Raw genomic sequence first — 13,570 nt, forward strand, 5'->3', positions numbered from 1 at the left:
CTGAGGGTCCGCCGGAGGCGGGCGTCGCGAGGGATGGCCGCAGGCGACCTTCCCGCCGCGTTTCCCCGTGTGTGCTATCGCACCTTCCCCTGGAGCGGAGCATCCTAAGTCGGCGAGATAGCACCTTTCAGCGCCGCCCTTTGCGCCGACGCACCACGCGTCAGTCTCGTCTTTTCCGTGTTCGGCCAGAGCAGCACCAGACCGATGACGCCGGAGGCCATCATGACCGCCGCATTGATCGTGAAGCCGGTCAAGTAGCCGTCGAGCATGCTGCCTGCGCGCTGGATCACGGTGCCCATCACGCTGGGCGCGATGATGCCCGAGAGCGTGTAGAGCGCCCCGTAGATCGCGATCACGGCGCCGCGCTGCGAGGCCGGGGTGAACTCGCCGAGCATCGGCGGGCAGACCACGTAGATCGCGCCGCACAGGCCGGAGCCGACGACGAGCAACGCGATCTGCAGGCCGGCGCCCTGCACATGCGGCATCATGCCGAGGATCAGGCCGCCGATGATCAGCGGCACCGAGCCGAGCACGCCGCGCGAGATGCGCGTGGTGTAACCGCGGGCCATCATCACTTGCGAGATCCAGCCGGTGAGCATGACGATGGTGGCACCGAACACCCAGGGCAGGACCGAGATGAAGCCCGCCTGACTCTGCGAGAAGCCGAGCCCCTTGACGATAAAGGGCGTGAACCAGGTGAGCCCGAGCGACAGCGCCCAATAGGCGCCAAAGGTTGCAAACACGCAGCCGAGGAAGGTGCGCGAGGTCAGAAGCTGCACATACGGGATCTTCGGCTCGGTGACGGCGAGGACCTCCGTGTCCTCGAGCGGTCCCTCCTTGCCGAGGGCGAGCCAGGCCGCGACCCAGATCAGGCCGACGACCCCAAGCGCGCCGAAGGCGTAGTGCCAGGAATGGTTGACGATGATCCAATTCAGCGCCGGCACCGCCAGGATCACGCCGAAGGCGGAGCCCTGCGACAGGATCGCGGTCGGCAGCGTACGCTTCTCGTCGGGGAACCATTTGTAGATGGCGTGGGCGGCGACCGAGAAGGCCGGACCTTCGCCGGCGCCCAGCACGATGCGGCAGATCAAAAGCGTGGTGAAGGAGACGGTGCCGACCATCGGGAACTGCGCCAGCGCCCAGATCACCGCCATCACCAGCAGGACCCAGCGCGTCGGCACCTTGTTGACGACGAAGCCGACCACGATGGCCGAGATCGAGAACAGGAAGAAGAAGGAGGAGCCCAGCAGGCCGAATTGCTCTGCGCTGAGCTTCATGTCGGTCATGATCGGCACGCCGGCGAGACCGACGACGATCTTGTCGGCGAAGTTCACCACCATGAAGAGGAACAGGAGAAAGGTGATGGTCCAGGCGCCTCTTGGCGTCCTCGCCGACTTGCCCGCCACCGCCGACGTTCCCTGAGCGCTCATGATTCTCCCCGAATGGTTTTTCGGCACTTTTTTGATTTGGCCGCCTTGAAAGCTAACAACGGCTCCACAACCAACGCAACCCGGCATTTCCGCAGCAGGTGTGCTACGCAGCAATTCCGTCAATTCCGTCTGGCGCCATTCATCGTGCTGAGCATCCGAAATCTCTCCAAGACCTTCTCCTCCGCCGGCGAGCCGGTCCACGTGCTGCGCGGCGTCGATCTCGATCTCAGGCACGGCGAGCGCGTCGCGCTGACCGGCGAGTCCGGCAGCGGCAAGAGCACATTGTTGCACCTGATCGCGGGGCTCGATGCCGCCGATGGCGGCACGATCAGGCTGGAGGAAATCGAAGTCACCAGGCTGTCGGATGCGGGGCGTGCCAGCCTGCGGCGCGACCGCATCGGGCTGGTCTTTCAGCAATTCAATCTCATCCCGAGCCTCTCGGTGGCGGACAATCTCGCCTTCCAGGCCCGGATCGCGGGCCGGCACGATGCGGCCTGGACAAAAGAGCTCGTCGAGCGACTCGGGCTCGGCAGCCTGCTCAAACGTTATCCAGAACAAATATCAGGCGGCCAGCAACAGCGGGTCGCGATCGGCCGGGCGCTGGCGACAAAGCCTTCGCTGCTGCTGGCGGACGAGCCGACCGGCAATCTGGACGAAACCACCGCCGAGGACGTGCTGGCGCTGACGCGCGACCTCGTCGCGCGCACCGGCTGCGGCTTCCTGATGGTGACGCACAGCCTGCATCTGGCTGCCACCCTCGACCGTCACCTCACCTTGCATGCCGGACGTATCGCATGAGACGCGCGCTGTGGATCCTCGCCGTGCTGCTCAGCCATTGGCGGCGCCACAAGATGCAGTTCGCCACGCTGCTGGTCGGACTGATCGCAGCGACGGCGCTGTGGAGCGGCGTGCAGGCGATCAACCAGCAAGCCCGCAATGCCTATGACCGCGCTGCGGCGACGTTCGGCGGCGCCCGCACGGCGATGCTGGTCGCGCCCAATGCGGCGACTTTTCCGCAGGAGCTGTTCGTCAAACTCCGCCGGGCGGGCTGGCCGGTGTCACCGGCGCTGGAGGGACGGGTGCAGATCAACGGACGCTCGCTCCGGCTGCTCGGCATTGAGCCGGTGACATTGCCGACTGATGTCGGCAACGCGCCGCGCCTTGGCGCTGCGGATCTGAGCAGCTTCGTTGCCGCGCCGGGCCAGACGCTACTGGCACGGGAGACGCTGAGCGGCCTGGGGGAGTCGGAAGGCGCGGCGCCGGCGATCAGCAACGGCGCAAAACTGCCACCGCTGCGCGTGCTGCCGCAGCTCGTGCCGGACGTACTGGTGGTCGATATCGGCGTGGCGCAGCGCCTTCTCAACAAGCCGGGCCAAGTGTCGCGGCTGCTGATCGGTAAGCCCAGGGGCAAACCGGCGCCGCTGGCCAGCGTCGTCGGCGATCAACTGCAGCGGGTCGAGCCGGATGCCGAAACGGAGCTTGAGCGCCTCACCGACAGCTTTCATCTCAACCTGACTGCATTCGGCCTGTTGTCTTTCTTCGTCGGCCTCTTCATCGTCAACTCGGCGGTCGGCCTCGCTTTCGAGCAGCGGCTGCCGATGCTGCGGACGCTGCGGGCCTGCGGTGCCTCGGCGCGGCTGGTCAACACCGTCCTGGTGATCGAGCTGGTCGCGCTGGCGCTGGTCGCCGGACTGATCGGGCTTGCATGCGGCTATTTCATCGCTGCGGCGCTCCTGCCGGACGTCGCGGCGTCGTTGCGCGGGCTCTATGGCGCGCAGATCCCGGGGCAGCTCACGTTGCGCCCCGAATGGTGGCTTGCCGGGATCGGCATCAGCGTCGCGGGCGCACTGGTGGCGGCCGCGACGAGCCTGATCAAGGCCATCAGGATGCCGGTGCTGGCGACCGCGCAGCCGCGCGCCTGGCAGCAGCGGCAGCGGCGCTGGCTGCTGCTGCAGAGCCTCGCCGCCTGCGCCGTATTCGCCGTTGCGCTGCTGCTCCTCCACTACGGACAATCGCTGATCGCAGGGTTCGGCGTACTGGCCGCGCTGATGCTGGGCGCGGCGCTGATCCTGCCGGCCTTCCTCGAGATCATCCTGCTCGCCGGCCAGCGCGCCGCGCGAGGGCCGCTCGCGCTGTGGTTCTGGGCGGACAGCCGGCAGCAGCTCTCCGGCCTTTCGCTCGCGCTGATGGCGCTGCTGCTCGCGCTCGCCGTCAATGTCGGGGTGTCCACCATGGTGGAAACTTTCAGCCGTACCTTCATCGGCTGGCTCGAGGGGCGGCTCGCCGCCGACGTCTACATCAGCGCGTCCGACAATGCGCAAGGCACCGCGATTCGAAACTGGCTGAAGGAGCGCGGCGACGTTCAGGCGGTCCTCTCGGGCGGACGCGCCGAGACGCAGATCCGGGGCCAATCGGTCGAAGTGCTGGGCCTGCCCGATCACGCGCTCTATCGCGAGCGCTGGCCGCTGCTGGAGAGCGTGCCGCGCGCCTGGACCCGGCTGGTGCCGGGCAACGCCGCCTTCGTCAGCGAGCAATTGAGCCGCCAGCTGAATCTGCGGATCGGCGACGTGATCGAAGTGCCGGCGCCGGGCGGCGCCTGGGCGCTCGACGTCGTCGGCATCTATGCCGACTACGGCAACCCAAAGGGGCAGCTCACGGTGAATGTCGCGGCGCTGATCCGGCAGTTTCCGCAGACGCCGCAGACGCGGATGGGCCTCGTCGTCGCGAAGGACCATATCCCTGGCCTGATCGCAGCCTTGCAGAAGCAGTTCGCGCTCGATGACCGCGGTGTCGCCGACCAGGCGACGGTGAAGGCGGAATCGATTCGCATCTTCAACCGCACCTTCGCGGTAACCTCGGCGCTGAACGCCTTCACGCTCGGCGTTGCCGGCATTGCGCTTTTCACGAGCCTGCTCACGCTGGCCACCTCCCGTCTGCCGCAGCTCGCGCCGCTTTGGGCGATCGGCATCACGCGGCCGCGCCTTGCCGCGATCGAATTGACCAAGACGCTTTCGGTCGCACTCTTCACGGCGCTGCTGGCCGTGCCGCTCGGCCTACTGGTGGCGTGGTGCCTGATCGCCATCGTCAATGTGAAGGCGTTCGGCTGGCGACTGCCGTTCCACGTGTTTCCGTTACAATTGATCGAGCTCGTCGCGGTGGCGTTGCTCGCTTCGCTGGTTGCGGCGCTGCTGCCGGTGGCGCGGCTGGCGCGAATGCGGCCGGCCAGCCTCGTCAAGGTGTTCGCCAATGAGCGCTGACAGGATCTCGCGACGTACCTTCGCCGCCAGCATCGCCGCCCTGGCATTCGTACGGCGCGCCAGCGCGCAAGGCTATGCCGGCCTCGGCGAGGCCGCCGACGGCTTCGCCAAGGTCACGCCGGGACGGACATTCACCTTTCCCGCCGATCACGGGCCGCATCCCGAGTTTCGGATCGAGTGGTGGTATCTCACGGCAAACCTCGTCGACGGCAGCGGCGCAGCATGCGGGCTGCAATGGACGCTGTTCCGCCAGGCCGCGCAGCCGGGTCCGCAAGGCGAAGGCTGGGCCAATCAACAGGTGTGGATGGCGCATGCCGCGGCGACGCGCGCAGACACCCACCGCTTCTCCGAAACGTTTTCGCGCGGCGGCGTGGGTCAGGCCGGCGTCACGGCCAAGCCGTTCGATGCCTGGATCGACGATTGGGAGATGAAGGGCTTGGAGCGCACTGACGATCGCACACTGGCGCCGCTGACGCTGAAGGCGTCCGGCACCGATTTCAGCTATGCGCTGACGCTGGAGGCCGAACGGCCGGTGGTCTTGCAAGGCGACGGGGGCTACAGCCGCAAGTCGGAGCGCGGACAGGCGTCCTACTATTACAGCCAGCCGTTCTACCGGGCCCGAGGCACGCTCATCATCGACGACAAGCCGATCGATGTCTCGGGCCAGGCCTGGATGGACAGGGAATGGAGCAGCCAGCCGCTCGACGCCGACCAGACCGGCTGGGACTGGCTATCGCTGCATCTCGCATCCGGCGACAAGCTGATGCTGTACCGGCTGCGGCAGAAGGACGGCAGGGACTATCCGTTCGGCAACTGGATCAGCGCCACGGGCGAGACACAGATGATTGCAGGTAGTGATATTCAGATGATGCCGAAAGGCACGGCGGATATCGCGGGACGCAAGGTGCCCGTGGAATGGCAAATCGCGATCCCCTCGCGCTCGCTCTCGATCGCCTGCAAGCCGCTCAACCCGAAGGCCTGGATGGGGACCGGCTTCTCCTATTGGGAGGGACCGATCAGCTTTGCCGGGACGCATGACGGCGTTGGCTATCTCGAGCTGACCGGCTATTGAAGCGCACTCGCTTCAAGGGGATTTACGATGTATCATCTCACCGCTCTCGTCACGCTGCTGGCGATCGCGTTTTATTTCTTCACTGCCATCAACGTGTCGCGCTCGCGCACCGCGACCGGTGTCAAGGTGCCTGCGATGTCGGGCCATCCCGATTTCGAACGTGCCTTCCGCATCCAGATGAACACGCTGGAATGGATGCCGATCTTCCTGCCGGCGCTGTGGCTGTTCGCGGTCTATATCAGCGATGCCATTGCGGCTGGTATCGGCGTGGTCTGGATCATCGGCCGCATCGTCTACTTCGTCGGTTATTCGAAGGCTGCGGCCAAGCGTGGCCCGGGATTCGCGATCCAGAGCATCGCCGCCATGGCGTTGTGGGCAGGAGCGCTGGGCGCGGTGGTGTTGCGGCTGGTGTGAGGGGTGAGACACAAGCCGGCATTCCGGGGCGGCGCGCTAGCGCCGAACCCGGAATGACGCTGCGCGTCACTTCGTCAGCGGGCAGCCGCTTTCCTTGGCGGTGAAGAAGGCCTTGTCGCCGGGGACGGTGGCGAGCAGCTTGTAATAGTCCCAGGGCTTCTTCGATTCCGAGGGCTTCTTGACCTCGAACAGATACATGTCGTGGACCATGCGGCCGTTCTCCAGCACCTTGCCGCCCTGCGCGAAGTCGTCGTCGACCGGCAGCTCCTTCAGCTTCTTGGCGACGGCATCCGGATCCTTGGTGCCGGCGGCCTTGACCGCTTTCAGATAGCTCAGCGTCGCCGAATAGGTGCCGGCCTGGATCATGTTCGGCATCCGCCCCGTACGCTTGAGGAATCGCTCGCCGAGATTGCGGCTCTTGTCATTGACGTCCCAATAATAGCCCTCCGTCAGCACCAGGCCCTGCGCGGCCTGCAGGCCGAGGCCATGCACTTCGGCGAGCGTCATCAACAGGCCGGCGAGCTTCTGGCCGCCGGAGACGATGCCGAACTCGGATGCCTGCTTGATCGAGTTGGTGGTGTCGAGGCCGGCATTGGCCAGGCCGACGATCTTGGCCTTGGAACTCTGCGCCTGCAGCAGGAAGGAGGAGAAGTCCGAGGAATTGAGCGGCACGCGCACCGATCCGACCACCTTGCCGCCATTGGCGGTGACGATCTCGCTGGTGTCCTTCTCCAGCGCGTAGCCGAAGGCGTAGTCCGCGGTGAGGAAGAACCAGGTATCGCCGCCGGCCTTGGTCAGCGCGCCGCCGGTGCCGACACCGAGCGCCCGGGTGTCGTAGGCCCAATGGAAGCCGTAGGGCTGGCAGGCATCGCCTGTCAGGCGCGAGGTCGCGGCCCCGACGACGATGTCGATCTTCTTCTTTTCCTTGGAGAGTTCGTGGATCGCGAGCGCAACCGAGGAGGTCGTCAGCTCCGTGATCATGTCGACATTCTCGACATCGTACCAGCGCCGCGCGATCGAGGTTGCAAGGTCCGGCTTGTTCTGGTGATCGGCGGTGACAAGCTCGATCTTCTGGCCCAGCACCTCGCCGCCGAAATCCTCGATCGCCATCCTGGCTGCCTCGACCGACCACTTGCCGCCGTAGTCGGCATAGACGCCGGATTGGTCGTTGAGAATGCCGATCTTGACGCCTTGCGCGGCGGCCGGTGCGGCGAGCAATACGGCAGAGGTTGCGACGGCGGCCAAAAGGGCTGATTTCATGTGTTAGCTCCCGACAGTCTTCTGTTGTGAAATCGCGCGAATACTAGTGAAGAACCGCGCGCGTGCCCATCCGTTTCACGTTGGTCATTAGTATGGAGGGTACGCGCCAACAACCGGTGTCGCCCCGGACAAGCACAGCGCAGATCCGGACCTGGCCGCAGGGAGAGATTTGGCGAAGAGTCGAAGTTGCTCCTTCGCTCAAAACGTCTCCCTGTGGTATGGGTCCCCATGCGCGATTGCGCAGGAGGCGGGGACGACAGCGTGAATGCGGGTGCGCTGTTGGCAATGGCCGGCACCTAGGAGGCCACGATCTTCGGCTTCTTGTCTCTGCGTCCCTCCGCCAGGTTCCGCACTACCACGTAGAAGATCGGCGTGAACAGAAGCCCGAACAGCGTGACGCCGATCATGCCGAAAAACACGGCGACGCCGACGGCCTGACGCATCTCAGAGCCGGAGCCGCTCGAGATCACCAGCGGCAGCACGCCGAGGATGAAGGCGAACGACGTCATCAGGATCGGCCGCAGGCGCAGGCGGCAGGCCTCGATCACCGCCTCCAGCCGCGATTTGCCCTCATTCTCGATGTCGCGCGCGAACTCGACGATCAGGATCGCATTCTTCGCCGCCAGTCCCACCAGCACGACGAAGCCGATCTGGGTGAGAATGTTGACGTCCTGCCCCATGATCCCGACGCCGAGGGTGGCCGCGAGCAGGCACATCGGCACGATCAGGATCACAGCGAACGGCAGCGTCCAGCTGCCATATTGCGCGGCGAGCACGAGATAGACGAACAGCACGCAGATCGGGAACACATAGAGACCTGCATTGCCGCCGGTGACCTGCTGATAGGACAGATCTGTCCATTCGAAGGTGAAGCCGCTCGGCAGCGTGTCGTTCGCGAGCTGCTTGATGGTGTCGAGCGCAGTGGTCGAGCTGATGCCCGGCGCCGGCTCGCCCTGGAGCTCGGAGGCTGCATAGAGATTGTAGCGCGCGACGCGGTCAGGGCCCGAGGCGTCCTTGAATTCGACGACGCTGCCGAGCATCACCATGTCGCCGGACGCATTGCGCGTGCGCAGGCGCGCAAGGTCGCTCTGCTCCTTGCGGTACGGGAAGTCCGCCTGCGCGGTGACGTGGTAGGTGCGGCCGAACAGGTTGAAGTCGTTGACGTAGGTCGATCCGAAATAGGTCTGGATCGTGTCGTTGATGTTGGCGATGGGAACGCCCAGCTTCTGCGCCTTGGTGCGGTCGATGTCGACGAAGAGTTGCGGCGTATTGGCCGTAAACGGCGAGAACACCGAGGTGAGGCTCGGCGCCTTGCGCGCGGCAGCGACCAGCTCGTCGGTCGCGGCTGCGAGCATTTCGGGCCCGCGGCCCTGTCGGTCCTGGATACGGATGGTGAAGCCGCCTCCGGTGCCGATGCCGGGCACGGCCGGCGGCGGAATCACGATGATGAACGCGCCCTGGATCGCGGACAGGCGCTTGCGCAGCTCGGCCGTGATTGCGTTCGCGGACAGCCCCTTCTTCAGCCGGGTCTCCGGCTCGTCGAACACGGGGAATAGCGCCGCGGCATTGCCGGCCTGCGTGCGCGTGGCGCCGGAGAAGCCGGCGAAAGCGGCGACGCGGACGATGCCGGGCGTGTCCAGCGAGATCCGCTCGATCTCGCGCACGACCTCCGTGGTGCGCGCCAGCGAGGCCGCGCCGGGCAGTTGCACGGAGATGATGACGTAGCCTCGATCCTGCGAGGGAATGAAGCCCTGCGGCGTGGTCACGATCAGCCAGCCGGCGCTGCCGATCAGCACGACATAGAACAGCAGCATCACCACCGCATGGCGGATCACGAAGTTTGCGAGGCTCGCATAGCCATGCGCAAGACGATCGAACACGCGGTTGAACACGCCCGTGAAGGCGTTCCAGCCGCGCGCGACGACGTTCCACGCGGCGGGCGGCTTCTTGTCCTCATGCGGGGTGAGGATCAGCGAAGCCAGTGCCGGCGACAGCGTCAGCGAGCAGAAGCAGGAGATCGCGGTCGCGACCGCGATCGTGACGGCGAACTGCTGGAAGAACTGCCCGGAAATTCCGCCGAGGAAGGCGGTCGGGACGAACACCGCGCACAACACCAGCGCGATCGAGACCAGCGCGCTGCCGACCTCCTCCATGGTCTTCAGCGCGGCGTCGCGCCGGCCCAAGCCGTGCTCGAGATGACGCTCGACATTCTCGACCACCACGATGGCGTCGTCGACCACGATCCCGACGGCGAGGACGAGCCCGAACAGCGTGAGATTGTTGATGGAGAAGCCGAGCGCCGCCATGACCGCGAAAGTGCCAACCAGCGAGACCGGGATGGCGATGATCGGAATGATCGCCGGCCGCCAGCCCTGCAGGAACACCAGCACCACGACGACCACGAGCAGCATGGCCTCGTAGATCGTCTTGATCAGTTCGTGCACGGACTGCGCGATGAACTCGGTCGGATTATAGCCGATGTTGTAGTCGAGCCCCTTCGGAAAGTTCTCCTTCAGCCTTGTCATGGTGTCGGAGATGTTCTTCGCCGTTGCGAGCGCGTTCGATCCGGGCCGCTGCGTCACCAGCATGGCGACCGCCGATTTCCGCAGCAGGAAGCTGTTGGTGGAGTAGGACAAGGCACCGAGCTCGATGCGGGCAACGTCGCGCAAGCGGACGATCCGGCCGTCGGATCCCGCCTTGATCAAAATGTCCTCGAACTGCTTCTGGTCCTTCAGCCGGCCCGTGAAAGTCAGGTTCGGCTGGAAGGCACGGTCCGCGATCGGCGGCTCGGCGATCTGGCCGCCCGCGATCTGCACGTTCTGGGCGCGGATCGCCGCCAGCACCTCGGCCGAGGTCAGGCCGAGATTGGCGATCCGATCGGGATCGAGCCACAGCCGCATCGAATAGTCGCGCGCGCCAAAGATCTGGATGTCGCCGACGCCGTCGAGGCGCAGCAGCTGGTCGCGGACCTGGAGCAGCGCATAGTTGGAGATGTAGAGCTGGTCGAAGGTGTCGTCCGGCGACAGCATGAACACGACCATCAGGATGTCGGGCGAGTTCTTGCGTGTGGTGACCCCGTTGCGCTGCACCTCCTCGGGAAGGCGCGGCTGCGCGATCGCGACGCGGTTCTGCACCAGCACCTGGGCCTTGTCGAGATCGGTTCCGAGCTTGAAGGTGACCGTGATGGTGAGCTGGCCGTTCGAGGTCGCCTGGCTGTAGAGATACAGCATGTCCTCGACGCCGTTGATCTCCTGCTCGATCGGAGCCGCGACCGTGTCGGACACGGTCTGCGCGGAGGCGCCGGGATATTGCGTCGTGACGACGACGGTCGGCGGCACCACTTGCGGATATTCGGAGACTGGCAGCGTGGTGTAGGCAAGTGCACCGACGATCAAGAGCACGATCGACAGCACCATCGCCAGGATGGGCTGGTTGATGGAGAGGCGACCGAGGTTCATGACTTGCCACCGGTCGGGGCTTGCGCAGTCTGCGGAGCGACCTTGGCGCCGACGCGGGCGCGCTGGATGCCGTTGACGATGACGCGATCGTCGGCCTTGAGCCCGTCACGGATCACGCGCAGGCCGTCGTCAAGCGGCCCGAGCACGACCGGGCGCGCCTCGACGGTGTCGTCGGGCTTGACCACGAACACGATCTTGCGGGACTGGTCGGTCGCGATGGCGGCATCCGGGATCAGCAGCGCCTCGTAGGGCGCACTGGCGATCAGGCGGACGCGGCCGAACTGGCCGGGCAGGATCGACTGATCGGTGTTCTTGACGACGGCGCGGCTGCGCAGCGTTCCCGTGGAGACGTCGAGGCGGTTGTCGAGGAAGTTGATGGTGCCTTCACGCGATTGCTTGGTCTCGCCGACGAGAGACACCTGCACCGGGTTCGCCGTATCGCGCGAGCTCGGGCGCCGGCCTTCGAACCACAGCTTGCTGTATTTGATGAAGGTCGCCTCATCCATGTCGAAATAGATGTAGATCGGATCGAGTGTCACGATGGATGTCAGCAAGGTCGACGATCCGCTGTCGCTGCCCTGCACGAGATTGCCGGGGCTGACGAGATGGCGGCTGACACGGCCCGTCAGCGGCGCCGTGACATGCGTGAACTCGATGTTGAGCTTGGCGGCCTTCAATGCGCCATCGGCCTGCGTTTCGGCCGCATGCGCGGCCTGCAAGGCCTGGCGGCGCTGATCGACGACTTGCTCGGAGACTGCACTGGTCTGCACCAGGCTCAAGGCGCGGTCCAGCTCGCGCTTTGCGAGCTCGACCCTGGCGCGCGCGTCGGCCAGCTGGCCTTCCGCCTGCGTGGCCACCGCCTCGAACGGACGCGGGTCGATCACGTAGAGCAGATCGCCCTGACGCACGATGGCGCCATCCTGGAAGTTGACGGAGTTGACGAAGCCGCCGACGCGCGGCCGCACTTGCACCTCCTCCATGGCCTCGAAGCGGCCGGTGAATTCGTCCCAGTCGGTGACGGTGCGCTTGACCGGCTGCGCGACCGTCACTGACGCGGGCGCTGGCGCGGCGGCCTGCGACGCCGGCTTGTCGCAACCGGTGATGGCGAACGCTGCGGCGACAAGTCCGGCGATTGCGCTGCGACGAGGCTGAACGAAATCGTGTCTTTTGACAAACTGCTCGCTTCCGTCCGGTCCACCCATCCCAGGTCCTCACATCAAAGCCGCAGAAAAGCATGGTACGCTTCTACCTGCGGGCGCCACAAGATGGGTTGCGATGATGATCTCTTCAAGATGCGGCTGCCGCAATGGCTGGAAGGCCGCCTTGCCCGGACGGCGGATTGACAGGCGAAAATGGCCGCGACCTTGAGGTCGGCGCGTCACAAGACCGAGCGAGTTAGCCATCTCTTCGAGGGGGAGGGTCGGTGCGGGCCAGCGTCTTCACACATGACGGGCGCAGACTCCTCGGCTAGATTGCCAATCACAACAATAAGATGTCCGGGAGGACAGGCGTGCACCAGGGACGTGTCGTTTTCGGCGCGATCGAGGAGGTCGTGTTCGGCCATCCTGCGGCCGGAGCCATCGTCGCACAGATGGACCGGCTCGGAGCCAGCCGGGCCTTCCTGATGGTTTCCGGCACGCTGAACCGGCAGACCGACGAGATTACGAAGATCAGGCAAGCACTTGGCCCGCGCTGCGCCGGCTTGTTCGATGCCATGCCGGCGCATACGCCGCGGGAGGCGGTGATCGCGGCAACCCGAGCGGCGCGTGAGGCGGACGCCGACCTCATCGTCACTGTCGGGGGCGGCTCCATCACCGACGGCGCCAAGGCGGTGCAGCTCTGCCTCGCCAACGGCATCGACGATATCGAGGGCATCGAGCGCATCCGCGTGCACAAGGGCGTCGCGCCCGAGATGATCGCGCCGACCGTGCGGCAGATCAGCGTACCGACCACGATCGCCGGCGGCGAGTTCAGCGCGATTGCCGGCGTCACCGACCGGGCTGCGCATGTGAAGCAGATGCTGCGCCATCCGCTGGCGGTGCCGCGCGCGACCATCCTCGACCCTGCCATCACCGTGCACACGCCGGAATGGCTGTTCATCTCGACCGGCATCCGCGCCGTCGACCATTGCGTCGAGGCGATCTGCTCGCATGAGACCCACCCTTATGCCGACGCGCAATCGGTGAAGGGCCTCGCCATGCTTGCCGACGCATTGCCGCGGGTGAAGGCGAACCCTGCCGATCTCGATGCCCGGATGGATGCGCAGATCGGCACCTGGCTGTCGATGGGCGCGCTCGCAGCCGGCGTTCCCATGGGGGCGAGCCATGGCATCGGCTACGTCCTGGGAGCGGCCTTAGACGTGCCGCACGGCTACACATCCTGCATCATGCTGCCAGCGGTGATGCGTTGGAACGCGCGCGACAATGCCGAGCGCCAGACGATCGTCGCGGCCGCCATGGGCTATCCCGGCCACGACGCCGCCGACGTGCTCGATGCCTTCATCCGCTCGCTCGGCATGCCGCGCAGCCTCGCCGACGTTCGGGTTTCGCCGGAACATTTCGACTCCATCGCCGAGCAGGCAATGCGCACGAACTGGATCCCGCGTAATCCGCGCAAGATCGAGGGTCCCGCCGACGTGCGCGAAATCCTGCTTCTTGCCGCATGAACCAAAGCCGGAGG

Annotated in this window: 9 protein-coding genes; 5 read left to right on the forward strand and 4 right to left on the reverse strand. The window is 65.7% G+C overall.

Annotated elements, in window-relative coordinates; genetic code table 11:
- Window positions 1-104 precede the first annotated feature (104 nt).
- Window positions 105-1,430, reverse strand: coding sequence for an MFS transporter (locus K408_RS0104485; RefSeq protein WP_024337012.1), 1,326 nt, complete (start codon window positions 1,428-1,430; stop codon window positions 105-107).
- Between the two features lie 144 nt (window positions 1,431-1,574).
- On the opposite strand from K408_RS0104485, the gene K408_RS0104490 reads away from it, so the two are divergent.
- From K408_RS0104490 to K408_RS0104505, 4 genes are read left to right on the forward strand one after another with little or no spacing between them, the layout of a single operon-like run.
- On the forward strand, window positions 1,575-2,228 hold the full coding sequence (locus tag K408_RS0104490) for an ABC transporter ATP-binding protein (protein WP_024337011.1): 654 nt from the start codon (window positions 1,575-1,577) through the stop codon (window positions 2,226-2,228).
- The gene (locus K408_RS0104495; RefSeq protein WP_024337010.1) at window positions 2,225-4,687 is read left to right on the forward strand and encodes an FtsX-like permease family protein; all 2,463 of its coding nucleotides are present in this window, start codon (window positions 2,225-2,227) and stop codon (window positions 4,685-4,687) included. Before K408_RS0104490 ends, K408_RS0104495 begins: the two co-directional genes overlap by 4 nt.
- Window positions 4,677-5,759, forward strand: coding sequence for a lipocalin-like domain-containing protein (locus K408_RS0104500; RefSeq protein WP_024337009.1), 1,083 nt, complete (start codon window positions 4,677-4,679; stop codon window positions 5,757-5,759). Before K408_RS0104495 ends, K408_RS0104500 begins: the two co-directional genes overlap by 11 nt.
- A 27-nt stretch (window positions 5,760-5,786) precedes the next feature.
- The gene (locus K408_RS0104505; RefSeq protein WP_024337008.1) at window positions 5,787-6,173 is read left to right on the forward strand and encodes an MAPEG family protein; all 387 of its coding nucleotides are present in this window, start codon (window positions 5,787-5,789) and stop codon (window positions 6,171-6,173) included.
- Window positions 6,174-6,239: 66 nt separating this feature from the next.
- On the opposite strand, the gene K408_RS0104510 is transcribed toward K408_RS0104505, so the two are convergent.
- The 3 genes from K408_RS0104510 to K408_RS0104520 all read right to left on the reverse strand — a co-directional run bounded on the left by K408_RS0104510 (window position 6,240) and on the right by K408_RS0104520 (window position 12,093).
- Window positions 6,240-7,433 carry an ABC transporter substrate-binding protein gene (locus K408_RS0104510; RefSeq protein ID WP_024337007.1) on the reverse strand — a complete coding sequence of 398 codons (1,194 nt, stop codon included), beginning with the start codon at window positions 7,431-7,433 and terminating at the stop codon, window positions 6,240-6,242.
- A gap of 296 nt (window positions 7,434-7,729) precedes the next feature.
- Window positions 7,730-10,891 carry an efflux RND transporter permease subunit gene (locus K408_RS0104515; RefSeq protein WP_024337006.1) on the reverse strand — a complete coding sequence of 1,054 codons (3,162 nt, stop codon included), beginning with the start codon at window positions 10,889-10,891 and terminating at the stop codon, window positions 7,730-7,732.
- Window positions 10,888-12,093, reverse strand: coding sequence for an efflux RND transporter periplasmic adaptor subunit (locus K408_RS0104520; protein ID WP_024337005.1), 1,206 nt, complete (start codon window positions 12,091-12,093; stop codon window positions 10,888-10,890). The genes K408_RS0104515 and K408_RS0104520 overlap by 4 nt, the downstream gene beginning before the upstream one ends.
- A gap of 308 nt (window positions 12,094-12,401) precedes the next feature.
- On the opposite strand from K408_RS0104520, the gene K408_RS0104525 reads away from it, so the two are divergent.
- Window positions 12,402-13,556, forward strand: coding sequence for an iron-containing alcohol dehydrogenase (locus tag K408_RS0104525; RefSeq protein ID WP_024337004.1), 1,155 nt, complete (start codon window positions 12,402-12,404; stop codon window positions 13,554-13,556).
- Window positions 13,557-13,570 lie beyond the last annotated feature (14 nt).

Origin of the sequence: Bradyrhizobium sp. in8p8, assembly GCF_000426845.1 — a bacterium.
GTDB lineage: Bacteria > Pseudomonadota > Alphaproteobacteria > Rhizobiales > Xanthobacteraceae > Bradyrhizobium > Bradyrhizobium japonicum_C.

What these genes read in the sequence shown, in the direction of transcription:
- K408_RS0104485 (WP_024337012.1), bottom strand. Translation starts at nt 1,430, where the DNA reads ATGAGCGCTCAGGGAACGTCGGCGGTGGCGGGCAAGTCGGCGAGGACG.
- K408_RS0104495 (WP_024337010.1), top strand. Translation starts at nt 2,225, where the DNA reads ATGAGACGCGCGCTGTGGATCCTCGCCGTGCTGCTCAGCCATTGGCGG.
- K408_RS0104500 (WP_024337009.1), top strand. Translation starts at nt 4,677, where the DNA reads ATGAGCGCTGACAGGATCTCGCGACGTACCTTCGCCGCCAGCATCGCC.
- K408_RS0104505 (WP_024337008.1), top strand. Translation starts at nt 5,787, where the DNA reads ATGTATCATCTCACCGCTCTCGTCACGCTGCTGGCGATCGCGTTTTAT.
- K408_RS0104510 (WP_024337007.1), bottom strand. Translation starts at nt 7,433, where the DNA reads ATGAAATCAGCCCTTTTGGCCGCCGTCGCAACCTCTGCCGTATTGCTC.
- K408_RS0104515 (WP_024337006.1), bottom strand. Translation starts at nt 10,891, where the DNA reads ATGAACCTCGGTCGCCTCTCCATCAACCAGCCCATCCTGGCGATGGTG.
- K408_RS0104520 (WP_024337005.1), bottom strand. Translation starts at nt 12,093, where the DNA reads ATGGGTGGACCGGACGGAAGCGAGCAGTTTGTCAAAAGACACGATTTC.